This is a genomic window from Arthrobacter sp. NPDC093125, assembly GCF_044754225.1.
In the GTDB taxonomy this organism is placed as follows: domain Bacteria; phylum Actinomycetota; class Actinomycetes; order Actinomycetales; family Micrococcaceae; genus Arthrobacter.
This window is the reverse complement of the sequence record NZ_JBIVOQ010000007.1, coordinates 85,291-109,280: the sequence shown is the minus strand read 5'-3', so window position 1 is coordinate 109,280 and position 23,990 is coordinate 85,291. Positions and strand designations below refer to the sequence as shown.

Sequence of the window (23,990 nt, the reverse complement as noted above, 5' to 3'; positions counted from 1 at the left end):
AGCAACCGGAGATTTTCATGAGCCAGTCAACAGAGAGCACCACCGAAAGCAATCCGTTCACCAGGCCAGGTTTCATCATCGCTGCCGCGCTGGTGGTCGCGCTGATCGCAGCAACCGTCGTCATCTTCCTGCTCCCCGAAGGACAGGGAAACGCGCAGCCGGCCCCTGCCCCCGCGGAGTCCAGCAGCCCAGCCACCGCCAGCCCCAGCCCTTCAGCTGAAGCTGGCAAAAGCGTCTGCGGACTCCCCTCATCGTCAGAAACGGCGTTGGGCTCTGCCCCGGAAACGACATGGGAGCTTGTAGGCACCATGGCCGCCCCCACTGATCCTAAAATCGGCCCCGGAAAAATAGACGGCCAGGGCATCAGGTCATGCTTTGCCCACACCCCAACAGGGGCTCTATATGCGGCCGTGAATCTCTGGGCCTTGGGTAGCGATCCTTCCAAGGAACAGGCCATTGCCGAACACCTCGCGGCTAAAGGACCCGGCCGTGACGCCGGGATGAAGGCACCCCAGACCGCGGCTCCTGCATCATCAGTGAAGGTCCAGATAGCCGGCTTCAACGTCTCATACACAGCGAACAAGGCAGTGGTGGAACTGGCATTCAAGGCGAACACCGGAGCACTCGCCTCGGTACGGACGACACTGCTGTGGCAGGACGGAGACTGGAAGGGAGTCGTCGCCGACAACGGTGCGCCCCTTGAGGAACCACGGCAAGTACCTGACCTTTCCGGATTCATCCCCTGGAGCGGAGCATGAGGCCGACCTGGAATCCGGTAGGGGACTGGGTCGCAGGGCTTGCTGATGACGCCATAAGCAACTCGGCCAAAGCCATCATGGAGGGCATGAGTCAGATGGTGACAACTCTGTCTACCTTCTGGGTCTCCATGCCCACGGTGAACCTCATCAGTGAGGACAGAACGGGGCCAAGTCCCGTGGTCTCCACGGTCAACAGCGAATTAACGACGTGGACGTTGACGCTGGCGGTCCTCGCCGTCATCATCGGCGGCATTCGCATGAGCTGGGAACAGCGCGGAGCACCGTTGAAGGATCTTCTACGCTCCCTCATCACGCTCACCCTGGTGTCCGGCATTGGCTTGGGGGTCATCTCAATTCTGGTCATTGCCGCAGATACATTCTCGGCCGCCATCATCGACCGCTCCACCGACGGCAAGGGCTTCGCGCAGGCGATGAACATCCTCGTCATGACCGGGCAGACAGAAGTCGGGGTATTTATCCTCATCGTCCTGGGCCTGATCGGGTTGATTGCTTCCCTCGCCCAGATCGTCCTGATGGTTGTCCGCAGCGGCATGCTCGTGATCCTGGCCGGCATCCTGCCCACTACCGCCGCTTTCACGAACACGGAGATGGGCCGGCAGTGGTTCCAGAAGGCAGTTGGCTGGACCATCGCCTTCATCCTCTACAAGCCAGCCGCGGCCATCGTGTACTCCGTCGCGTTCCTCCTCATGGGCAACAACAGCGGGCAGAGCGCCCTGGTCGGTTCCATCACGGGCTTCGCGCTGATGATCGTTGCCCTGTTCGCACTTCCGGCCTTGATGCGGTTCGTCACGCCGATGGTCGGCGCCGTCGCCTCCGGCAGTGGAGCAGCAGCCGGGGCCGCAGTCGGGGCCATAGCCACCGGCGCCGTGTCCCTGGGCCGCAGTGGCAGCGGGCGGGGCAATGCCGCGCCAGTCCCTGCGAGCACAACCACTACGGCCAGCACGCAGAGTACTCACACTGGTGCCTCTCCGAAGGGCAGTGACGGAACGCCTGGCCCCCGGGGCGGGGGAGGTCAGCCCATACCGGGTGCTACTGGGCCCGGCGGCGCCGCCGGGATTGCAGCCGCAGGCAAAGCGGGCACGGCAGGACCCGGAGCAACTGTGGGCACCGCAGGGACAGCGACTGGTGCAGCGGCAGCTGGGCCAGCTGGCGTGGCTCTGGCTGCAGGGGCGCAGGTGGCGTCCAGGACATCGCAGGCCATCGAAAAGACCGCGCAGGATTCAACCGGAGAGGGCCCCAGTGGCAGCAATTAACAGCGAATACAAGGAACCGTCCTATGGGAACTGGCGCGTACCGCGCTCTGCCGGGTTGGCCAACCTCGGCGCCATCGGCACCGGGATTGTCATGGTCGGGCTGTTGCTGGGGATCGTCAGTTTCGCTCTCTGGGGTCTCTTCGTCGGCCTCGCTGTCCTGGCCGTGGCAGGGGTCAGCGTCCTGCTGCTGACGGTCAAGGACAAGCACGGCCAGTCCGCCGTCGACCGGTTCGGCACCCGGATGGCATTCCGGCTGTCCAGGTCCTCGGGAACGAACCTCTACCGTTCCGGCCCCCTTGGTGTGACGCAGTGGGGCATGTACCAGCTGCCCGGCCTGGCGGCGAAGTCGACCCTGTACGAGTTCACCGACTCCTACAAGCGCCCGTTCGCCATGCTCCACGTCCCGGCCACGAGCCATTTCACCGTGATCTTCTCCACCGAACCTGACGGAGCCTCACTGGTGGACCCGGAACAGGTCGACGCCTGGGTAGCGAACTGGGGCGGCTGGCTCGCCGGCCTCGCCGACGAGGCCGGCCTGGACGCCGCGGCCGTCACGGTCGAAACCGCCCCGGACTCCGGCTACCGGCTGAGGAACGAAGTGGAGATGAACATCGACCCGAACGCGCCGGAATTCGCCCAGGCAATTCTGCGCGAGGTCGTGGACACCTACCCGGAAGGATCCGCCACGGTCCGCGCCTGGGTCTCCCTGACATTCAACGCCTCCCTGCGGGCAGGATCAAAGAAACGCACCCCGGAAGACGTCGCCCGCGACCTCGCCTCCCGGATCCCGGGCCTGTCGGCCCGCCTGCAGTCCACCGGAGCCGGCATCGCCCGGCCCATGACGGCACAGGAACTCTGCGAAGTTGTCCGCATCGCCTACGATCCGCCCGCTGCGCTGATCATTGATCAAGCCCACGCCGCCGGGTCCCCGGTCTCCCTGACCTGGGGCGAGGCCGGCCCCACCGCCACACAGGCGGACTGGGACACCTACCGGCACGACAGTGCATTCTCGGCCTCCTGGACCATGACCGGGGCACCGCGCGGGTCCGTGAACTCCTCGGTCCTGTCCCGGCTGCTGGCCCCGCACGGAGACATTGACCGCAAACGCGTGTCCCTGCTGTACCGGCCGATGGATTCCGCCCGCGCCGCAGCCGTCGTGGAGCGGGACCAGAACAACGCCAACGTCCGCATCACCTCCGGGACCCGGCCCTCCGCCCGCGCCCTGGTCGACGCCCGCTCAGCCGTGCAGACCGCCCAGGAAGAAGCCCAAGGCGCCGGGCTGGTGAACTTCGGCATGGTCGTCACCGCCACCGTCACGGACCGGGACCGCTTGGCAGACGCTGTGGCTGCCATTGAACAGACCTCCGGCACCTCCCGGGTGCTGTTGCGCCGCGCCTACGGCGCCCAGGACACCGCGTTCGCCGCGTCCCTGCCACTGGGGCTGGTCCTGCCCAAGCACAGCCTGCTGCCGTCCGAGATCAAGGATGCCCTGTAATGGCACGCATGCGACTCCTGCCAGTAAAGCTGCCAAAGACAGTAATGCAAGCAAAAGCGTCTGCCAGGCACTCCGGAACCGGTTCTGCACGTGAGCAGGGTCCCGGGGCGCGGGGCTGGTCCGGGCGCGGAGGCGGCATGGCCCGGCTCGTCCCGTCCGTGACGGAGTACAGGGGAACCACGGTCCAGGTCTGCGGGCTGTGGCCTTTTTCCTCCGGGGCGTCCTCGCCCATGATCGGCGTCCCGCTGGGCCGGCACGAGGAAACCCAGTCCACGGTCTGCTGCGACCCGATCAGCTGGTTCCAGCGCGCCCGCCTCATCTCCAACCCTTCCGCCTTCATCCTCGGCAAGCCAGGGTTGGGGAAGTCGACGCTGGTGCGCCGCATGTTCCTGGGCCTGTCCGCCCAGGGAGTCCACCCGCTGGTGCTCGGGGACTTGAAGGGTGAGCACATTAAGGCCGTTCGGGCTCTCGGTGGTCAGGTCATTTCCCTGGGCCGTGGTGTTGGCTACCTGAACATTCTGGACCCCGGTCAGTCAGTCGAGGCCGCTCACCTCCTCGAGGCGCAAGGCCACCATGCTGCGGCCGCCCGGGTCCGGGCCGACGCCCACGGCCGACGACTGAACATGGTCGTCTCCCTCATCACGATCAGCAGGAACAGCCCGCCCACCGACCAGGAGCAGACGATCCTGGATCGTGCACTGTGCGTCCTGGATGACACCTTCGACGGGATCCCCGTCCTGAAAGACCTGCTCGACGTCATCATCGCCGCCCCCGCCGAACTGCGGCAAGTCGCGCTGGATCGGGGAGACAAGTCTGTCTACCTGCAGGAGACGCGGGCGTTGGAAGCGACCCTGCTGGGGCTGACAGGGGGAGGGAAGCTTGGTGAGATTTTCTCCCGGCAGACCACCAATCCGATGCGGCGTGATCGGGCCGTGGTCTTTGATGTCTCCAGCATCGATGAAACCGAGACTGACTTGCAGGCCGCGGTGCTGCTCGCCTGCTGGTCCTACGGATTCGGGACAGTGAACGTCGCCAATGCTCTCGCCGACGCGGGCCTGGAGCCCCGCCGGAACTACTTCGTCGTGCTGGATGAACTCTGGCGGGCGCTGCGGTCCGGCAAAGGCATGGTCGACCGGGTCGATGCCCTCACTCGTTTGAACCGCTCTGTGGGTGTTGGGCAGATCATGATCTCCCACACCATGTCCGACCTCCTCGCCCTCCCGGCGGAAGAGGACCGGATGAAAGCCCGCGGCTTCGTCGAACGCTCCGGCATGGTGATCTGCGGCGGCCTGCCGGCCTCGGAGATGCCCCTGCTGACCTCAGCGATCCCCCTGTCCCGGCAGGAGCAGCAAAAGCTCATCTCCTGGCAGGACCCGCCCGCCTGGGACTCACGCGGCCTCGACGTCGAACCCCCGGGTCGGGGGAAGTTCCTGATCAAGGTCGGCGGCCGCCCTGGCATCCCGGTCCAGATCGGGCTGACCTCCATCGAGCAAGGTGGGGGATTGAACGACACAAACACCAAATGGCACGAGCCCGCTGAAACGCTCATGAACCCGGCGGCTCCTGGGCTGCCCCCGGAAGGAGGGACGCTGTGAGTGCTCCGAACCGTAAAGGGATGGGCTTCGGTGCTGATGCGCTGATGGTCTGGCTGGCCATCGGCTTCATCGCCGTCTTCGGCGGCGGGACCTACGGGGCCGCGCACCTCGGGTCCTGGATGGCCGGCCTCAAGGCCCCGCCCGCGCACCCCATTGACCTGATTGCCGGGCTCAGCAAGGGCCGGGTTCCCTGGCCCGTCCAGTCCACCATTGCCGCAGGTGTCATGGCCGGCCTCATCCTGGCCCTGGCCATCCTCGTACTGGTCGCTTGGAAGAAAGGCGAATCCAAGCGCGCCCGGGTCGACAAGGCCGCCCGTTACCTCGGCCGCGGCAAATCCCTCGCGGCGTTCTCCGACAAGGGCGCACAGGCCAAAGCCGAACGTCTCGGTATCAAGGACAACCCCGGGATCGTGGTCGGCAAGGTCGTCTCCACCGGCCAGACGTTCATCCAATCATGGGAAGACCTCAGCCTCGACATCTGGGGACCCCGGACAGGTAAGTCCACCTCCCGGGTAATACCCGCCATCCTGGACGCACCTGGGGCGGTGGTATCGACGTCGAACAAGCGTGACGTCGTGGACGGCACCCGCGGCGTCCGGGAAGCCACGGCCCCGGTGTGGGTGTTCGACCCGCAAAAGATCGCCCAGGAAGAACCGGACTGGTGGTGGAACCCGCTCTCCTACGTCACCGACGAAGAGAAGGCCTACAAACTCACCCAGCACTTCGCCGTCGGATCCCGGGTGCCCGGGTCAAAGCCTGATGCCTACTTCGACCCCAAGGCCGAGGACATCCTGTCCTCGTACTTCCTCGCGGCCGCGCTCGGGAACCTGCCCATCACGCAGGTCTATGTGTGGGTGACCGAACAGGTCAGCCAGGAACCCATCGAAATCCTCCGGGAGCATGACTACGAGCTGCAGTACAAGGGACTGGAGTCCACACTGAAGCTGGCCGACAAGCAGCGTGACGGTATCTTCGGCACCGCCGAGAAAATGATCCAGTGCCTCAAGAGCCGGAACACGCTGCGCTGGGTCGCCCCGACCGGCGGCGCAACAGTGGCCTCCGACAAGCGCCGGCAGTTCAACCCGCACGCGTTCGCTGCATCCCGGGAGACGATCTACATCCTCTCCAAGGAGGGGGCCGGCTCCGCCGCCCCGCTCACCACCGCCCTGACCGTGGCGATCGCCGAGGCGATGGAGGAACGCGCCGAACGTTCTGGCGGCCGCCTGCCACTGCCGGCACTGTTCGCCCTGGACGAGCTGGCCAACGTCGTCCGCTGGGCCGGCCTGCCGGACCAGTTCAGCCACTACGGCTCCAAAGGGCTGATCGTCATGGGCATCCTGCAGTCCTGGTCCCAGGGCGTCGAGCTGTGGGGAGAGGCGAACATGCGGAAAATCTGGTCGGCCGCGAACGTCAAAGTCTACGGCGGCGGGGTCGCCGAAGAAGGCTTCCTCCGCGCCCTCTCGGACCTCATCGGCGACTACAGCTACATCAGCGTCTCGGTTTCCTCCGGCAAGTCCGGGTCCAGCCGCTCCCGCCAGGAGAGTAAGGAACGCATCTTCGACGTCTCCAACCTCGCCGAACTCGACCGCGGCCGCGCCGTCATCCTCGCCTCCGGCGCACCGGCCACCATGGTTCGCACCATGCCTTGGTACACCGGACCCCACAAGGACGCAGTAGAGGCATCCATCGAAAAGTACAGCCCCCGCCCGGAAGAAGTCGCTGTGCCGGCCGCTGCCGCCCCTACCACCAATCCCTGGGTAAACGGGTAGGAGACTCCATCATGACTGTCAACATCGGCCGGTTCAGTGAAGCCCCGGGAACTCTGGCAGCAGAACCGGCTGAGACGGCCCGGGAAGACCAAAAACCACCAGAACTGGTCTACGGCTCAGCGGAGGAGTTCCTGCACGAGCAGCTACTCCCTACCTACGTCCGCGACGTCGACGGACGCGCTGCAAAATGGTGCTTCGAGTGGTACTTCCACCCGGAAGCAGTCTCCCGGGTGGAAGCGCTCTGGCGGGCATGGGAACACCTCAGACTCGACGGAGCCACCGGCATCAGCGTCTGGTGGAGGGACCATGCAGACCACCACATGAGTGTGCTTTTGGACCCTCGAGGGCCGTTCTACAAATGCGATATGCAAAAGCACCGCGACCCCGAGCACCTGGAGCCCAAAAAGGCCCCGAACGGCTGGTTCCCCGACGTGCGCGTCCAAAATAGGTAGCTCCGGGCAGAACTAGGTGACTCCAAGCTGTCAACGGTTGGGGTCAGTCCGGGTTATCCACGGCTGGAAGTTGGGAGTCTTTAGGGTAGCTCCCTTGGCAGCAGTAGCAGTGGACACCCCCACCAAAAGTGTTGCTGCAGCGGGAACTGCCACCCGCTGCGAGGCCAAGCGCGATGCCCATGACACAGTCAATTGTGGCAACCCAGTGAGGCCTTATCCCCGTCTTCTGCGTTGCTTTCACCCGCCGCCCGCGAGCCTGCACTTCCGGATGTAGGCTGCGCCTTGTTTTCTTAGTCCGTCCAAAAGAATTGGAAGGTCATCATGGTCCTTAATAAAGAAAGGCCTGATGCCATAGTGCAAAAAGTGGTCACGGGCCTTACGGTACTCCCCGAAGTCGTCGAGAACATGAGATTCATCTTGGAACACTGCAAAATGCGTATTGAGGGGCGATTGTTCTTTCGCCTCTAGAAGTTCGTTTAACACTGCATCATCTTTTAGTGAGCAGCCTATAAAGAGTGAGCCGGCGCGACCCAAAATTTCCTTGTGCACCAACTTAGGCACGCCGTCGGCGTTGGCGTAGAGGACTTTGTAGGAGGACTGGGAGAAGACAACGTCGTGCAAACGAATCGTTTCCTCAGAATCAGCGTGCTGCGCAGGCAGCACGTCAGGACGTCTGATCCAGCCTTCTGGTCTTACGGGTTCTGATTGCATTGGAATGAAGCCGTGGGCGTGGACAATGGGAAATGGGTAATCTCCTTGAATGTCCCCCTGTAGTAGGCTCACCGGGGCCCCTTGTTTGCTGAAGAACACCTCGACACCGCAACGACGGTTGGTCATAGCGAGCTCCAGCATCTGGTCGAAGTTGTACGTCACAATGCCTCGGATTCCAGGTCCTCCGAGACCAACGGGCCCGCCGGTGATTGAGGGTCGTGCTGCATGATGCAGCGCTGCAAGGCGGTCGTGTAGCCGCGTAGGAGCGACGGGTGCCCATAAGCCGGGAAGGCGTTTGTAATAGGTTTGAAGAAGGTTTTGAAGCCAGATCGAGGCCTTACCGCGGGCTGCTGTCACGAACGCGTCTGTCGCCTCCTTTAGCTGCGCGTCGGTGTAATCCTTGGAGTTGAGCTGATCGAAAGCAGTGACGACTTGCTGAACGTCCTCGGGTTCCGCATGCCGGCGCGCATAGAGGAGGCAGTCTTTCGTCAACTCCCCCCAAAGCGGAAATCCCGCTGGCTTGCTGATGCCTGCACCTGCCACGGGAAGGAGTTGACCGTCCCAGTAAAGTCCCCATATTGCATGGAGATATGCCTTTTGCTCGTCGTCTGGGGTACTCCAGGAGCTTCGGATTCTGTCCCGCCAGTCAAGTACCCAGCGGACCGCATTCGGGTTATCCAGTAGGTCATTAGGGAAAGGTAGAATATCCATCACGACCGCGGTGAACTCCCGATCAAACTCCAGGCACTGATCAACGACGGCGTCGTCCTGGTTTTTGATTGCCCTTGGAAGTATGCGCCGAATGGAATCCGACTGAATCACCTTGTACGCCTCTACTTGTACCCGTGCAGGGAATTACCCGCCAAGAACCGTCCACGCGGGAGAGCTGAAAGATTGTGCCCATCTCTATTCATGATGGTCCTCTCGTACGAAGAGGACAAGGCTTCGGCGGTAGGCAAGGCTGTGGATCCTTGGGGTATAGCCGAGACAACGGGGCGGCATCACCCTGCGTAATAGGCGAATCAGAACTTATCGCGGAATACAGGAGTAACGCTACCGTAACGCACCAACCACTAGTTTCGGCGACATTAGCGGCGCTTCATGGGGAAGGACTGTAAATCCTTCTGCTAGGCGATGCGGAGCAGGAATGCACGTCGGCAGTTGCCCTCGGCATGTGAAGCCCGACGCCGTGCAGTTCTGCTTCTTGGAGGATGGGTTATGAATTACAGCGCCCTGCTTGTTCACGTATCGCGCATCAGTCCGGCCGTCTTGGACGGGATCTTCCCGCGTGGCCCCTTGATGGGGAACCGGTACTCTAGGGCCCTCAACCCTCAGCCGCCGCCCCCGAAAGCGGTTTCCGAGCAGCCGCAACTAGAAGCAGGTGTCACGGCTCGGGAAGTAGTTCGGCGGGCATCGTGAGCCAATTGATTGACTACTGGTGTGGTACCCCGTGGCCGCGTAAGTCGCCCTTTCCTTGGCCGGCTCCCGGATCAGGGGGTGGAGCCCATCCCAGATGCCTTGGCAGTTAAATGCCGCCCGGATCGTCGGTGTCGCCATCTTCGCATCGTATGCCTCCCGTCTCGGAGAAGGGTCAGTACGGGACGCCTTGCCAAGCGGTGCTGAACGGCTAGCTCAAGTGGCGGTGGACAGCTGAGTCTTCTGTGTCCGCTCCCTGTGTTGCGGGCTGTGTCACGCCCGAGCGCACTAGTTTGAGGCATTTGCGTTGACGGCCATCTCCCAGAATATTCACAGCAGAACGTCACGGTAAAGGATCACGCTTGCTAGAAGCCGCCATGATTCCTGATAAATCTCAGTTCCTACTGTGGAGAGGAGCGAGCACCCATAAAGATGGTCCCTATTCGTGCGACTACTGGATAATGCGAAAGCTATTAAGCCCAGGGCCACTCATATAACGCCCTTTTGCGTCATCGGAACCTATCGCTTCGAGACTTACAGCATCTTGGAGCGGATCATCCATCTTGGCTCAGTGCCGAGCCGCCCCCAAATAGGACCCCTCATGCCTGAAGTAATAACGAGCAGTTCCAAGTTTCTCGAAGCTAAGTTCAATTCGTTGCACACTAAGCCTACTGAGAAAGCCCCAGCCCTGGCGGTCATGGAATTGTTGACCCGAGCAAAACGCGATGGCGTCTCAGGAAAGGAGGAATTGACCAAGGCGGCCAATGAGCTCAAGACCGGCATTGAGAAGAGGACGCAGGAAGGCCGGAGCCTGAACTATTTGGAAAATTACTACGACATAGCCCGTGACAGTGTTCAGGCGGCCGGAATAATAGCAGGCGGAACAAAATTGGCTATACCTCTTGGTGTGGGGGGAGGAGCCGCGGTAGGCGGCGTCGGAGGGGCAGCGGCAGGCGGCCTCACAGTCTCGCTGCTATCCGACATGATTTCCGCAGGCAAAGATGTTGCCGACGGGATCCTTAATCTGACACCCATCCAGGACATGGTGAAAGAAAGCCGGAATCTCTACAGCGCCAATGCGATGAACGAGCTCGTGGAGACGTACAATGATCGCTCCTCAGAGATTATCAAAGAATTTCATGATCAGTGCCTGCAGGCACAGGACTGCCGACAAGCGGCAGCAGTGATGTTTCCCGACCTCCGGACATCCGGCGACGAGGTCGACGTCCGCCCGGGTGCCGTAGTGAACTCCAACCCCGATTTGTTTAGCCCAGTGATCCAGAACTCTGTTCAGGTAGATCTGACGATCGTCATTGATCTGGACGAACTTCGGGCGTCGCTGACGGAAGAATTTCAAACAACTACAGGTGAACTTCGGGCAGACCTCGGGGAAGTGCGGGCCGAACTGCTCACCATCAAAGAGGAACAAAAAAATTTAGTGGCCTGGCTGCACAACCGAGCCGCACAAGAAGACGCACAACAACGAAAAGCACTACTGGAAGCCAAGATTCAGCAAAGGTGGGGCTACGCCCAGCAGGGGATCGAGGTCGCGTCAGTTATCGCGGGACTCGTTGACAAGAAGCTCGGCAACGACATCCGCCGGGTAGGAGGGGCGGCCCTCACTGTCGTTAAGGCAGGCGTCGAATTGGTTAAGGCCGCCACTGCGCTAAGTAAGGGACTGGAAGTCGCGACTGCCATGGGCTCAGCCGCAGCGACGGGCAACTTCATCGGGGCCGCCTTCGCCCTTATCGGTGCTTTCGCCCCCGCCGGACCCACACCAGAGCAGATGATTCTTGAGGAGATTGGCGCCCTGCGCCAAGAAATGAGAGACCTCCAGTCCGAGATGAACGAGCGCTTCGACCGTCTCGACCGGACCCTCAACACCATCTACATGGATGTTATGACCAAACTCGATAAGATTGACGTCGCCCTTGGCAAGATTAACGGCGACGTTGAAGAAATTCAGGAAGATCTCAACCGCATCGAGGCCTCGCTCATGCGACATCAGCTACTCCTAGTGAACTTCTTTCAGGCCGCTCACCGGGAGGACCTGGAGGAGGCCATTCTCACCGCCCTCGACAGGCCTGACCGGACAAACACGCCCACAATGAGTAGCGCCGAATTCATGCAATACGAGGGGACATTCCGAACGTGGGCTTCAAGTACCTCCGGCAAAGAAATCGAAGTCCCCTCAGCAGCCTGGGACACCGCGGACATCCATCTCGAAGAACAGTTGCAAGGATCAGCACTTGAACATGTGGCCTTTCTGAACGAGGTCGTGACGGAAAATGGATGGCCGCCCTTCGCTCCCTTAGAAAGGGCAAAGCGCCTGCACAATGCCTACACTTGGATCCTCGCCGCCAGCGGTTATAGCGAACTGGAGCGGGAGTGGCCAGCCCTGTCAGCCGCAGCAACTCGCATAGACCACGAGACAAATCGCGATCAGGTGGCTGCTCCTGGCGGGGCGCTGCTGGCTGCGCTTCGGAAGATCCCTGCGCGTAATAATGGCGATCTGCTAGGCGCGGCCATCGGTAAGGTGCGGCTGAAGTACATCGCTTACGGTGAGCAGCTACACGAAGCTGAAAACGAGTGGGCCTCAAGCGGCCCGGTACCGAAGATACCCCATCCCGATCCAACCGTTCCGCAGCCACCAGTCTGGCGCGCGGATCCGTACCATGACTACGGCTACGCGCCGAATGTCCCCGTATGGCGAGAAGGTGCGGCAGTAGACTTTGTACTGCCTTCGGCCGCAGTCATGAGGATCCCCGCCTTGTATCGCAATGCAGCACGGTTGAGTCATCCCGTGGATAGCAACGCCCTTCGAGTCGTGATCTCGTCGAATCCGTACTCCTGGACCGAGAAAGTTACGGTTGTACTTCCCGGAAGAGGGCCCGGACGTGTAGACGATCAAGGCGTGTGGCAACCCCCAGCGGACAGAGAAGTCACAAATCATGTGGCACGAACAGGCATCAAGTACTCGGCCACGGTCGTCTATCGGGATCGCCCCCTCCAGCGGTATTTACTCGACGCCGAGCGAGGGGGGGAATTGGGCAGGATCTGGGAGGTCACGTGGCGCGCCATGATTGATACGGGAGACGGCTTCATAGATCTTCCGAAGGACGAGGCGGCCGCGCTCACAGACATCGAGAACTCACGGGCATGGTTGTGGACAGATCACTTTTACCGATGGTTGATCGATAAGCAGGTTGACGTCGCCCACCCCCTCCGGGGCGCTGCCGTCGAGCTTAATGGCGCTCTGAGGCTGCTGACCTGTCTGCTCGAGTTGGGTCTCTCCTCAGCACGCGTTGGTGATGAAGCAATGCAAGGTGTAATTGACGGTGCTCCTGTTTGGGGCGGCGGCATTGGCCTATTCACGAGCGGGCAGTTTTTGGCTCACCTAGATCCTCTCGGGTCGGCCCCCGCGCCCTCTCCGCACAGCCAGGGCTTCCCGGACTATATTGCGGCAATGACAAAAGAACCTTTGGAACTCATCGCCGAGCGGGTAACGGCCTACCAAACTGCCCTTGAGGCAGGCACATACGCTGAGTTCAATCGGGACATCGAGATCACACTGGCGCGACTTGCTGTCGCAGCAGACATTGTCGAGCTCGCTCGGTTGCAGGAAAAATTCGCGTAGCACACGAGTTTGGCCTCGGCGTTCCGGTTCGACAATGCTTTTGTGTCACATGAGCGCTCGGGCCGGACAAGGTGAGTAAATCCTCGATCCAGGACTGCACTTTTTTCCAGACTGGTGATGATATGGGTGGATCGCGGACCCGGCCGTCACGCGGCCGGGCCGGGAGATTCCGCGCTGTTACAAGAATCGTGATGCCTGGGATGAATCCCAGGATGCCGACCAGCAGGAACGTTCTGGACGTGTCCCTGCCAGAGGTCTTGTCGGTGAACACACGTTCCTGGACATGGCGCCCTCGTGCCGGCGCTGTTCGTTCTGGTCCAGAGTGTTGACCCGGACGTACCCGATCCGCTGACCCGCCACCTGTGCCTCCCACTCGAAACAGGAATTTTGACCCTATTCTGACCGGTTCTAGACGCGGGACCTGTCGCCAGGTCGGGGTGTAGCTGAAGCTGACGACGGGCAAGGAGGTCACCGGCTGACGCATCGCTCATGAAGCTGTCCCGGCGATGGCTAATGGTCCGGCAGCTTGCGGAGCCATTCCTCAACGCTGGCCAAGACAGCCTCTCGGCTGGCGGTGTAACTGGTCGCCGCTTCTGAGACATGTCCAGGCGTTGTAGATGTAAGGCGAGCCCGGAAGGGCTGGCTGTGCTCGGCTTCGAACCAGACGTTGATTACCAAGATTGCTTCCAATCCTCCGGCTCTCCCGTCGGCCATCACAAAAGTCACAGCACGCACCTTGCCTTCTCATGATTTTTCACATTCGTAGTAGCGCCCTCCACCCTGGCCGCGAAGAGGATAGAAAGCTCTCAGTAGAATACTTCCATAGGTGCCTCAAGGTCCGAGACGGCTTCCATCAAGAAAAGAGCAAGACCAGAAGCCGAGCCGTTACTCCCATGTCGGGCTGGGGCCCGGCACCCGATCTTTTGGCCGTATGACGCACAACCCGATACTGCGCATTCATAGGACGACCGCCTCTGCGCTTCAGATCACGTCGACCACGCGTGTTTGGCTTAGATTCGTTACGGATTTGCGAAACAGTATGAGTTTTTCATTTTCTTCTTTCTTTGGATGAGCTACTTTATCGATTGGCAGGATGTGAAGCCAGAAGGAGGTAATGGAGCCTTCCTGAGGTGCCAGCAGGCTGGGGTGCCGGCTAATGAGCAGGAACGGATAGCAACCAGCGACGGCCCCATTGCGGTGCCGCCATACTGCGCCTGCAGCGAACCAACCAAGTGTCTCGTGGTCGTTGGCAGCCGCCTTGGGGGGACTCGATGGCACAGGACGAAGATGTCCAATTTCAGCTGAAGCTTTTTCAATGCTGGCAACTGTTTTGCGGCCAAACCGAAATCTGGGTCCCTTCCAGACAGCAGCGGTTGATCAGTGCTCTGGCAATTTGCGGTGCCCGGAACCGTCGCTATTTCAGTGGACTCCTATGGCCGGACAGCACGGAAAGCCGTGCGTTGGAAAGCCTGCGCGTAACTGTGCATCTGATATCCCGCCAAACCCCCGGACTACTAGTAAATGGCGGTCCAATCCTCTCCCTTACGGACAGTCTCACCGTGGACCTCCATCACTGTCTTAAGAACATCAGAGCCTGTGAGCAGTCAGAATCTTGCTCTGCCGGAGACGGATGTCTATCCCGACTTCAGCACGCCGAGCTGCTTCCTGGCTGGTACGAAGACTGGGTGGTGCTGGAGCAGAACCGCCTGCGGAACCTTCGAATACGCGCCTTGGTGCTCCATGCACGCCGATGGTTGGAGAGCGGGGACGCCGCTAAGGCCGCCGAAGCCGCCCGAACCGCACTCGAGCTTGAACCCCTCTACGAGGCCTGCGTCGGACTCCTGATGCACGCCGAACTGAAACTAGGCAACCGTGCAGGGGCACTGCACAGCTTCGAAACCTTCAAGGCACTATTAGACACCGAACTCGGAGTCCGGCCTTCCGCGGCCATGATCAAACTCGCGGACGGCCTACGGAGATAACGACCTCCGCTGCTACGGCCCGTTGTGTAGACACACTATAGTCATACGTCTGAATCAGAACACAGCCATTTGAAGTGAAACAAAAAGGACCGCCGGATACGATGCGGTGAACATCCAGAAGAATGAGTTCAGTCCCATTACAACCGCATTGGTGAGATGGAATAGGACGCCGCCAGCTATATATGCAAGTGTGACTTGGGCAGGGGCCACAAGACTCAACGCAAAAGTTGTCTCAAACAGTAAAAGCGTCCACGTCAACGTCCAGGTAACTTTAGGATAAATTCGTAGAATTGAGGCAAAAGCGGGTAGCCCATAAGCTTCTGTCTCCAGAATGCCAACCAATGCGCTGCCTGACCTCCACTTAGTTGATACGACTTTAGAGACACCTGCAGCTAGGTAGGACAAGACACTCTGCGCAGCAATGAAGGTGAGACCGATGAAAGCCAATGCGGGAGACGACCATGACGAGCAGCCAATAAAGAGAGCTACTCCGATTATTACTCCCATTTGATCAGAGCCCTCACCCCCGTATGCTGAATTACGAAAACTTTCCGCAAGCATAACCAGGATGACCACGGCAATGGCTATCGTTAGTGCAACACTTCCTATAGGAAGTAGAATTAAGCTTGCTGCGGATATGAGCTTCACGACCAGAAGTACTGTCATCCCACGGATTTCAAAGAGGTGGACAGCCAGTTTCTGCAGTCTTTTTAGTGGCCGATATCCAAGTTGCAGAATCCGCCATGGCAGCAGCCCGCCGTCACCAAATTCTCCTCGTTGTGAAAGTGACTCAGCGGTGCTAATGACCTGGCCCACACCAAATAGCACTATGATAATCGTGTAGGCTCCGGCCATTGTCCCGGCGTAGGCCAACGCTTGATCAATCATTGCAAGTGCCAGACGATAACCGGTGGAAGGGTGAGCAAATCACTGGTTTGAGTTGAGGATCTTCTCTCGTGCCACTCTTTTCGATTATCGCAAACTGACGATGCGTCGCGCCGTTGCTGGACGCTTCATTACAAACTGCATTGAGTATTATGAGATAAGGAATTGTCACTTGTAGGTGTGAATAATTCCGTGCTCGCACTAAATCGTTCGATACAGCCGTTTGGCCGGGAGACTGTTTTTCCATATAACTTTTTAAGGATAACGCTATTGAAGAAAGGCAGTCAGTCACGGCCTTGGACCGGCGCTTTCGGGGGTTCCAGGCCCACTGAAGTGGGCGATTCTTGAAAATCACTGGCATTTCGCACCAATCTGAAACATGCCCGTCCGACATCTTATCTCGATAGATGACATGCTGATCGCTTGTTCCGGGATTTGGCGCAAAAAATGTCCAAGTTGGTATTAGACCGACGACATCCCATCGTCTTATCTTGTCAGTAACGGGACCAGTAAACTGGCAAGCAGCGGTAAGTGCCAGCCAGATTGAAAGGATCGTTCCGATAAACAACTCGTGCATGACGGAATCCGGGCTCGTAGCGGGTCAGGGTTAGCCACCGGCTTCAAAGTAGGCTTTTTGCAACTCATGCCTTGCTTCAATGAGCTGCTCGAGTGAATACTGTCCTTCGTATTGGAATGATTCATCTATCGGTACGACCGCGTCAGGGCCTACCACACCTGATTTCCAAGCTTTGTATACCTTTATTGTGGCCACTGCTACATAAAGCGTGGCTTCGACTGCAGCAGTTACCAGTTGTGGGTCGACGTTGATGAGCACTTCGTCTTCATCGTCCGCCGGATTGAATCGTAAGTCTTTGGCTCTCACCTTTATGTCCGACGCTTGCCCCGCTCGCTTTTTCTCTGCAATTTGCAGTGCCCTGATAGCCGTATCAATGGCGCGTAGGTCTCCCCGTGAAAGTCGTATTTGCTGTTCATTGCCTGGCATCGTCTTACTCCTTTGGATTCAGTTGGTTGAAAGAGTCTTGTATCTGTAAGCGCTCAAACTCAAAGACGTCGTCTACGGAAAAAAATTCGCGCTTATGCCCGTCAGTAAGACGCACGGAGTTCGGTGAAAGAATGGCTCAACTTTAGGCAAAAACCCGCGGTGCAATATGCACCCATTCCACCCGCCAGTTAAACGGGTCGTCACCATTCTTGTCTGGGTATCCGTGCTCCAAACTGGCGTACGGCTCCCCATCCGCATGGTAGGGCGTTGTTTCGCCACTTGCGGAGACTACTGCCATTGGAACTCCTTGACGCGCTCGGAAAATTTTGTGTGGCACACGGAAGCCGGCAAAGTACCGGTACGAGTAGTGAAGCCCCGGCCACGTTACTCGCGCGTTACTGCCACGATGTTGACTTCGCGTTTGTAGGGCCGCCTTGACCCTCAGAGAGGATGAACAGAGCCTGACCGCAACCCCACGCTAGTTACGAGCTCGTCCTCGAGCCCTTACAGAAATCTGTGTCGAACTTCTGATGCATAACAGCTGATCGATGAGGCCGGCAGCTGTGAGTCCTTCACGGTACTTCGAAATGACCCTGGGTGCACGACAGCGGCAGGCAGCGGGATACGTCGAACGCAGTCATTGCCATAAAGGCGGGCGAACCTGAGAAAACGCCGTGATAGTCAAGGAACGGGAGTTGTGCTTCAGCCCCAGTGCCCGTGGCCAATCTGAAGAAAGCAGTCAAGGTCGTTGCTATGGCAACCGGCGTTTGGGGTCAGGGGTTTGCGTTCGCGCTGCAGTCCGACGGAACCGTGTGGACATGGGGAGCGAACTCGGAAAGTCAACTCGGGCAAGGGGGCGGCTTCGTTGGCCCCGGTACGCCTGAGTCCATTGGTATTCCATTGCCTACACGCATCCAACTTCCAGGCGCTTGGCTGCACTGGCGGAGCGTCTGGAAGCCCCAGAGGTATTAGTGGAACTAATTGCCGCCCGCTGGTGGGACAACGCCAAAGCAGAAGACATCGTCCGCGTCCACCAAACCGCCACTGCATTGAAGGGCCAAGACCCCATGACGTGCTTTGCGGCCGACACACACCGGGAATATGTCCAGCACCGCTACGGGATCGGTGTCCACGCCATGGGAACAGGCATCCAGCCAGGGTGCGATTTGTGCCCGCGCTACTGCGCGTTCGCCTTCAGGCGGGCCATAGTGTCCGGTTAAGATCTAGGACTTTCGAGAGGGTGTGTCAGGAAATGGCAATTTGGCCTCTATTCCGACGCTTTTCATATAGGGGTCACACGTCAGAGTGGGGTGTGCCCAAACTGGACAACAACCGCGGCTGTGCGCCGGGTTCTCCGGACTTTCCAAGTCCGGGTCCGGCTACACACGAGGCCGCTTTCGGCCTCACCCAACTTTGAGCAGGTTTGGTCCTACAGCGCTGTCAAAGGCGCGAATAGTTCGAAATCGAATATGCACGCTTTCCAGTAAGGACCGCCGGGCAAGGCACAGCGACAGGGAAGGCAGGGGGAGCGGTTTCTATCGAGCTTGGCGTGGCGCAGGTACTGGTAGACCGTTCCCCTGCTGATGCCGTAATCACGGGCAAGAACGGCTTTCGGCACACCGTTGCCAGCGCGGTGGACCAGTCGGCCGCCCGGTCTGGAGTGAGCGTCTTTCTCCGTCCTTTGTAGGCGCCGCGCTGCTTGGCCAGTGCGATGCCTTCCTTTTGGCGTTCCCTGATGAGGGAGCGTTCGAATTCAGCGAAGGCGCTCTGCGGAACAGCAGCTTTGCCTGTCCGCGTTCAGTTCGTCAGCCCACTTTCGGACCTGGAGGAACTTTCCGTGCTTCGGTGTCCCCCGCCAACAGGGAGTGATTTTTTCAGCGAGTGCTGTGGCCCAGGGCTGCCAGTTCTGATTCGAGTTGTTGTGCCAGTGACCGGAGTCGCCGGACGTGTTCCTGGGAGATAGGCGTCGGCTGGGATGTCACTTGTGCGTCGACGTCAAAGACGGTGTTGGGGCTGTGCCAGACGTTGAACCATTCCAGACCGTGGCCGAGCGCGTCACGGGTTACCCCTTGAAGCAGGAGCAGGGGCTCACGGGTACTGGTATGGAGTTTGTGAGCCAGATCGGCATCTGCGGCCACGGCCTGGACCTGTCTGGGTCCGCCTGCCGGGTGATAGCCGTGCCCGGCGCTCCGCGAGGGACTCGGAGTTCTCCCCGCACAAGGCGGCGCTGACAAGAATCTCGGAAGGGCTGCGCCCGGTTCGTTCTTCCAGGACGGCGAGCTGCGCGCGTTCCCTCTCCGACATGGACACGCGGACGTAGCGGGTATCTCCCTCGATGTTGGCCCGGCGACGGCGCGTGAAACGGCGTGGAGACTTCAGCCCCTGAGTATCCGGACGGAACGCATGCGGCCAAGCCGGCAACCAGCGCTGCGACCAGCGCACCGGCATGCAAAAGAACCATGCTGCGCTGCATGGTCCCACACCCCCAAAGCCCGGCCTGGTAGCACGAATGAAAACCATTATGAGGCAGGCGAATGAGTTGGCAATCTCAGACGCCAAATCGTGCCTTCGGCAGGGATGGCGTCAGATCCTGGGGACCTGCATCGGAGTCGCCGCTTCCGATCCGCCAAGTACCTGGCATCCATTCCGGTGGGCGTGGCATGGAATTCCTGCGAAGCGCGCCGAGCGGCAGCGTGATTTGTCCCCTCAGACCGGCGTATTGATCAGGACCATGGCACCGCGTTCAGGACCTTGGCTGTTGGCAGGTCGGGAACTGAAGGAATGTGCTGGTCGGTGAAAGGTTCCTGTTGGATGCTCTCGTGCTTGGTGTGGAGCACCTCGTTGACGATCTGTGTCAGGGTCAGCGTCTTTCCCTCCGCCCAGGCCAAGCCGAATGGGATCGGGCCGGCTTCGGCGCGCGCCTTGGTGATGATCGATTCGATGCGTCGCTGTTCTGCGGCGTAGAGTGGATGCCCTCGGTCGGTGCGGTGGGCATCGGCGGCCGCCAGCACGCGGATGGCCTGCTCGAAGCGGCGCTGTTTGACGTAGACGCCCGCAATTGACTCGAGGATAGGAACGACATGGCCTTGTGCACCGAGCTCAAGCGCCGCGCCGAGTGCTTCATAGAGCAGCTGTTCTGCGGCATCATAGTCGCCGGCCTGCTCGGTGCTGTCGGCCAGGTTGACCAAGGTATTCGCCAGGAGCGATCGATCACCGAGCGGTCGGGCACGTTCGACGCATTCGCGGCATAGGTCAAGGGCTCGGGCGGGGTCGCCCGAGTACAACGCCAACAGACCCAGAATAATCAACGCTGCGATGCGTGTGCGGGGGCTGGCCTCCGGTAGCGACAACGCTTCTGCAGCGAGTCGCTGAGCTGTGACTGTCTCGTCTCGCTCGGCCGCCTGAGTCGCTAGGCACATTGTGGCCCAGGCGACACCTTGGCCGTTGCCGGCGTTCAGGAATGCCTGGCGCGACCGGTCATGAAGGCCCGCCGCCTCATCGTTGCGGCCGAGCATCCAGCACAGAGTGGCTGTACCACTAAGCGCTGGAGCTTTGAGCGAAGGCGGAGCGTTCGGAGTCCGAGCGAGCAGCTTGAGGGCGGCCTCGCATTGCTCGGCCACGTCCCCCGTGAGCTCCCAGTAACGCCAAAGGTGTCCGACCAGCTCCAGTGCCAAATCAGTCGAGCCGTCCGGTCCCGTCGCCCACAACAGTGCCTCACGCAGATCCGGCGCATCGGCGTGCAGCAACCGGAAGGCGTCCACCTGATCCTGCCCCCACAGCTGAGGGCTGACAGCCTCGGCCAGGCTGAGGTAGAACTCGGCGTGCCGACGCCGCACTGTGGCAGCATGATCAAGCAACCTGAGATGGTCGCGGGCAAACTCCCGGATCGCATGCAGCATCGACACTCGACTGGCTCCCGCCAGGTCTGTGTAGCGACGCAGCAAGCTATGGCGTGCGAGTACCGTCAGCAAGTCCTCGACCGCCGACGCCGCCTCAGGAGCCGGTCCGCAGATGCAGCTGACTGCCGCCACAGTCGGATCAGCAGCGAAGACGCCAAGCTGATCGAAGAGTTGCCGTTCAGCCTCACCGAGCAGCTGGTAACTCCACGCGATCGTTGCCGTGAGGGTTTGTTGGCGATCTGGAAGATCGCGAAAGGCCGCTGGTAGCGCGGCAAGACTTAGCTCTAGGCCGTCCAGGAGTTCGCTTTCGCTGCGATGCCGCAATTGTGCTGCGGCCAGTTCGATTGCGAGCGGAAGACCGTCCAGGCGGCGACACAGCCGGGTCACGACCGCAGAGTTATTGCTGTTGAGGTTGAAATGCGGGCGGGCAGCCCGGCCGCGCGTCAGGAAGAGTTTCACGGCTGGCACTTCCTGCAGCACGTGCGGCGGCAGCGGCGGGTCAAGTGGAGGGAGAGCCAACGGCGCAAGCTCGTATTCGTACTCGGCGCGCAGTCCGAGAGGTCGTCGGCTCGTGGTCAGGATGCGCAGGCCGGGTGCGGCGGTGAGCATGTCCAGCACAACCGGCCACGCCCCCTCCAGTTGCTCGAAGTTGTCCAAGACCAACAACAGCCGGCGGGATCGCAGGAAGCCAGTCACGATCTTCAGCGGGTCGGCGCCTGCCCGGTCCTCCAGGCCGAGCGCAGCCGCTACTGCCCCCGGCACTTGCTGGGTCTGAGTGAGCGGGCCGAGGTTGACCCAGCAAACACCGTCGGCCATCCGCGCGCTGAGCTGTCCCGCCGCCGCTAATGCCAGACGGGTCTTACCAGTCCCACCTGGACCGGTTACGGTGACTAATCTGCAGCCTTCGGCGACAAACAAGGAGCACAGCCCATCCAGCTCGGCCTCCCGCCCAACCAGTGGCGTGAGTTCGGCAGGGAGGTTGTCCAGGCGTTGCCTGATCCGGCGGTGCCCATCAGCGGCGGGAGCCATGAGCGACGCATCTTGTTGCAGCACCGACCGTTCCAGCTGTCGCAGGCGCGAACCGGGGTCGATACCCAGCTCCTCGATGAAGACCTGGCGGGCGCTACGGCAGGCCGCCAGCGCATCTGCCTGCCGATCGGAGCGGTAGAGGGCGAGCACGAGTGACGCCCACAGCCGCTCCCGATACGGGTGCCGGGCCACCAACGACTGCAACTCGCCTACCAGCGTGCCGTGCCGACCCAACGCGAGCTCAACGTCAATCACATTCTGGTAGACGTCCAGCCTGGTCTCCTCCAACTCGTCCAGCTCTGGCCGAAATATCTCAATGTCAGCCAGATCAGGAAATGCAGGCGGCCTGACGAGCTCTACGGCCTGGCGAAGATAATCCGCGCCTCCGACCAAATCCCCGGCCTGCACGGCCATCTCACCGGCCCCAACCTGCTCATGGAACCGCAGGAGATCAAGCTCCTCCTCGGTAACGGTCAGCATGTAGCCCCCGGGCCGGCTGACCAGCCGCTGGGAGACTACACTTTTTGATCGATCAGGGTCCAGCATGCGTCGCAGGTTCGCGACGTACACCTGCAACTGCGGGCCCGGCTTAGCTGGCGGGTTGTCGGCCCAGACAGCCTCCACCAGGAAATCAGATGTCACGACCGAGTTTGCCCGCAGGGCCAAACACTCCAACACGATTCGCTGCTGACGAGCACCAACGGCGACTGGCACCCCGTCGGCGAGGACCTCCAGTGGACCCAGGGCTCGTATCCAAAGCGCACCCATCGCACAGCACCCCTCACCGACAGACCGCTCACCCGACCTGCCGGGTCTCGCGAAGTTCATCGATCTGGCGACCCCCCAGAGCCTGCCCTGACGCTCGATGGGCCTTGAAGGGTCTGGCCATTTCTTTCCAATCATGCCTCTGCGGCACACAGAGGGTCCAGAGGGTCCGGGCGCCGCTGCGCCTGCGAGAGCAACTCGCCTAGCAACTGCTTGGCAAGCAAGGCATCGGACTGGAGGGCCCTCGAAGTTGGTTGAACCATTTGACGAAGCGAGTGCTTGCGACCGTGCTGGCGGCGGAGATGAGCCAAACCGGGCTGTGAAAAGGACGAGCAGGTTGGGTGGTACTCCGGCAACTGTCGCTCGAACGTTCGGCGCTGGAATGTTCCCAGTGTTGAGAACCCACACACCAGGACCGCTTCAGGGGTGGGACGACTAACCCACCAGTGCAGGCCGGCCCAGCTCTACCTGCTCGGGCAGTTCCCGGCCCCATCGAAGCGGATTAAGGATCGCTTAAGCCCTCCGCGCGACTCTTAGAACACCAGATACACACCATCCAGTCACAACGGATCCGAAAAGCATCACCATCCGCACCGGCCCTAACGAACTAGAGGGGATCCTGATCATGAAGCGCATAGAAACACACAACAGCCAAACACTTGGTGGTAGCAGGATTGAACCGGTGTCAGGAGCCCTTTGCCCGGAAACCGTGTGGCGGCCCACACCTACTAACGGTCGCAGCCAGACCTGGGATCAGGAACTTTGGCCGGACTGCAGGGATTGACAACCCCCATGACAGGGAAACCGACCCACGCACAGACACGCTGAACATGTAGACGCAACTACCATACCCACCCCACCAGTGCCAGCATCCAGACTCCACCAACTCGGGCAGTTCCAAGCCCATCGAGGTGATTAAGGATCCCGTTCACGCCCTCCCCGCGACCCCAGAACAGCAGACCGACACACCGCGCGAAAGGAAACACATTATGTTCCGCAGAATCTGGACCACCGCCGTCCTGACCGCCACCGCCCTCGGCTTCGCCGCCGCCACCGCCGGCCCCGCCACCGCAGGGCTCAACATGAACCATTGCGAACCGCTCGTCCGCCGCTGACCCTGCAGCATCCCGTTACCCCACACCACCCGCACCGCCGCCACACCTGAGGAGATCACCATGTTCCGCAAAATCTGGACCACCGCCGTCCTGACCGCCACCGCCCTAGGCTTCGCCGCCGCCACCGCCGGCCCCGCCACCGCCGGGCTCCAGCTCAACCATTGCGAACCGCTCGTCCGCCGCTGACCCGGCGGCACCCCGCATC

17 protein-coding genes and 1 pseudogene are annotated in these 23,990 nt (G+C 60.7%); 12 read left to right on the top strand and 6 right to left on the bottom strand.

Features of this window, described 5'->3' with window-relative positions:
* Nucleotides 1-17: 17 nt before the first annotated feature.
* From ACIP9X_RS14555 to ACIP9X_RS14530, 6 genes are read left to right on the top strand one after another with little or no spacing between them, the layout of a single operon-like run.
* Nucleotides 18-758, top strand: coding sequence for a hypothetical protein (locus ACIP9X_RS14555; protein WP_400480454.1), 741 nt, complete (start codon nucleotides 18-20; stop codon nucleotides 756-758).
* Complete coding sequence (locus ACIP9X_RS14550; protein ID WP_400480453.1) at nucleotides 755-2,032, top strand: hypothetical protein; 1,278 nt, start codon at nucleotides 755-757, stop codon at nucleotides 2,030-2,032. Before ACIP9X_RS14555 ends, ACIP9X_RS14550 begins: the two co-directional genes overlap by 4 nt.
* Complete coding sequence (locus ACIP9X_RS14545) at nucleotides 2,019-3,527, top strand: SCO6880 family protein (RefSeq protein WP_400480452.1); 1,509 nt, start codon at nucleotides 2,019-2,021, stop codon at nucleotides 3,525-3,527. The genes ACIP9X_RS14550 and ACIP9X_RS14545 overlap by 14 nt, the downstream gene beginning before the upstream one ends.
* Complete coding sequence (locus ACIP9X_RS14540) at nucleotides 3,527-5,122, top strand: helicase HerA domain-containing protein (protein WP_400480451.1); 1,596 nt, start codon at nucleotides 3,527-3,529, stop codon at nucleotides 5,120-5,122. Before ACIP9X_RS14545 ends, ACIP9X_RS14540 begins: the two co-directional genes overlap by 1 nt.
* Nucleotides 5,119-6,891 (top strand): type IV secretory system conjugative DNA transfer family protein, encoded by a 1,773-nt coding sequence (locus ACIP9X_RS14535; protein ID WP_400480450.1) that lies wholly within the window; start codon nucleotides 5,119-5,121, stop codon nucleotides 6,889-6,891. Before ACIP9X_RS14540 ends, ACIP9X_RS14535 begins: the two co-directional genes overlap by 4 nt.
* An 11-nt stretch (nucleotides 6,892-6,902) precedes the next feature.
* Nucleotides 6,903-7,343, top strand: coding sequence for a DUF4913 domain-containing protein (locus tag ACIP9X_RS14530; RefSeq protein WP_400480449.1), 441 nt, complete (start codon nucleotides 6,903-6,905; stop codon nucleotides 7,341-7,343).
* Between the two features lie 237 nt (nucleotides 7,344-7,580).
* Here ACIP9X_RS14530 and ACIP9X_RS14525 read toward each other — a convergent pair whose 3' ends face one another.
* Nucleotides 7,581-8,876, bottom strand: a complete 1,296-nt coding sequence (locus ACIP9X_RS14525; RefSeq protein WP_400480448.1) for an SIR2 family protein — start codon at nucleotides 8,874-8,876, stop codon at nucleotides 7,581-7,583.
* Between the two features lie 1,195 nt (nucleotides 8,877-10,071).
* Between ACIP9X_RS14525 and ACIP9X_RS14520 the strand changes: the two genes are divergently transcribed.
* Both ACIP9X_RS14520 and ACIP9X_RS14515 read left to right on the top strand, forming a co-directional pair.
* Nucleotides 10,072-13,107 carry a hypothetical protein gene (locus ACIP9X_RS14520; RefSeq protein ID WP_400480447.1) on the top strand — a complete coding sequence of 1,012 codons (3,036 nt, stop codon included), beginning with the start codon at nucleotides 10,072-10,074 and terminating at the stop codon, nucleotides 13,105-13,107.
* A gap of 1,688 nt (nucleotides 13,108-14,795) precedes the next feature.
* The gene (locus tag ACIP9X_RS14515; RefSeq protein ID WP_400480446.1) at nucleotides 14,796-15,089 is read left to right on the top strand and encodes a bacterial transcriptional activator domain-containing protein; all 294 of its coding nucleotides are present in this window, start codon (nucleotides 14,796-14,798) and stop codon (nucleotides 15,087-15,089) included.
* 54 nt (nucleotides 15,090-15,143) lie between these two features.
* Here ACIP9X_RS14515 and ACIP9X_RS14510 read toward each other — a convergent pair whose 3' ends face one another.
* On the bottom strand, nucleotides 15,144-15,977 hold the full coding sequence (locus ACIP9X_RS14510) for a hypothetical protein (protein WP_400480445.1): 834 nt from the start codon (nucleotides 15,975-15,977) through the stop codon (nucleotides 15,144-15,146).
* A gap of 604 nt (nucleotides 15,978-16,581) precedes the next feature.
* A complete protein-coding gene (locus ACIP9X_RS14505) occupies nucleotides 16,582-16,977 on the bottom strand; it encodes a hypothetical protein (RefSeq protein ID WP_400480444.1) in 396 nt (131 codons plus the stop codon).
* A gap of 753 nt (nucleotides 16,978-17,730) precedes the next feature.
* Here ACIP9X_RS14505 and ACIP9X_RS14500 point away from each other — a divergent pair.
* Both ACIP9X_RS14500 and ACIP9X_RS14495 read left to right on the top strand, forming a co-directional pair.
* Nucleotides 17,731-17,949 (top strand): hypothetical protein, encoded by a 219-nt coding sequence (locus ACIP9X_RS14500; protein ID WP_400480534.1) that lies wholly within the window; start codon nucleotides 17,731-17,733, stop codon nucleotides 17,947-17,949.
* Nucleotides 17,949-18,197 carry a hypothetical protein gene (locus ACIP9X_RS14495; RefSeq protein ID WP_400480443.1) on the top strand — a complete coding sequence of 83 codons (249 nt, stop codon included), beginning with the start codon at nucleotides 17,949-17,951 and terminating at the stop codon, nucleotides 18,195-18,197. The genes ACIP9X_RS14500 and ACIP9X_RS14495 overlap by 1 nt, the downstream gene beginning before the upstream one ends.
* Before the next feature lie 209 nt (nucleotides 18,198-18,406).
* Here the strand turns inward: ACIP9X_RS14495 and ACIP9X_RS14490 are convergent.
* The 3 genes and pseudogenes from ACIP9X_RS14490 to ACIP9X_RS14480 all read right to left on the bottom strand — a co-directional run.
* Nucleotides 18,407-18,741 (bottom strand): annotated as a pseudogene (locus ACIP9X_RS14490) (helix-turn-helix domain-containing protein); the annotation flags it as partial.
* A 110-nt stretch (nucleotides 18,742-18,851) separates the two neighbouring features.
* Nucleotides 18,852-19,115: a hypothetical protein gene (locus ACIP9X_RS14485; protein WP_400480442.1), complete on the bottom strand. Its 264-nt coding sequence runs from the start codon at nucleotides 19,113-19,115 to the stop codon at nucleotides 18,852-18,854.
* 585 nt (nucleotides 19,116-19,700) lie between these two features.
* Nucleotides 19,701-22,673 (bottom strand): BTAD domain-containing putative transcriptional regulator, encoded by a 2,973-nt coding sequence (locus tag ACIP9X_RS14480; RefSeq protein ID WP_400480441.1) that lies wholly within the window; start codon nucleotides 22,671-22,673, stop codon nucleotides 19,701-19,703.
* A 986-nt stretch (nucleotides 22,674-23,659) separates the two neighbouring features.
* Here ACIP9X_RS14480 and ACIP9X_RS14475 point away from each other — a divergent pair.
* Nucleotides 23,660-23,785 carry a hypothetical protein gene (locus ACIP9X_RS14475; RefSeq protein ID WP_400480440.1) on the top strand — a complete coding sequence of 42 codons (126 nt, stop codon included), beginning with the start codon at nucleotides 23,660-23,662 and terminating at the stop codon, nucleotides 23,783-23,785.
* A 60-nt stretch (nucleotides 23,786-23,845) separates the two neighbouring features.
* The gene (locus ACIP9X_RS14470) at nucleotides 23,846-23,971 is read left to right on the top strand and encodes a hypothetical protein (protein WP_400480439.1); all 126 of its coding nucleotides are present in this window, start codon (nucleotides 23,846-23,848) and stop codon (nucleotides 23,969-23,971) included.
* The last annotated feature ends 19 nt before the right edge of the window (nucleotides 23,972-23,990 follow it).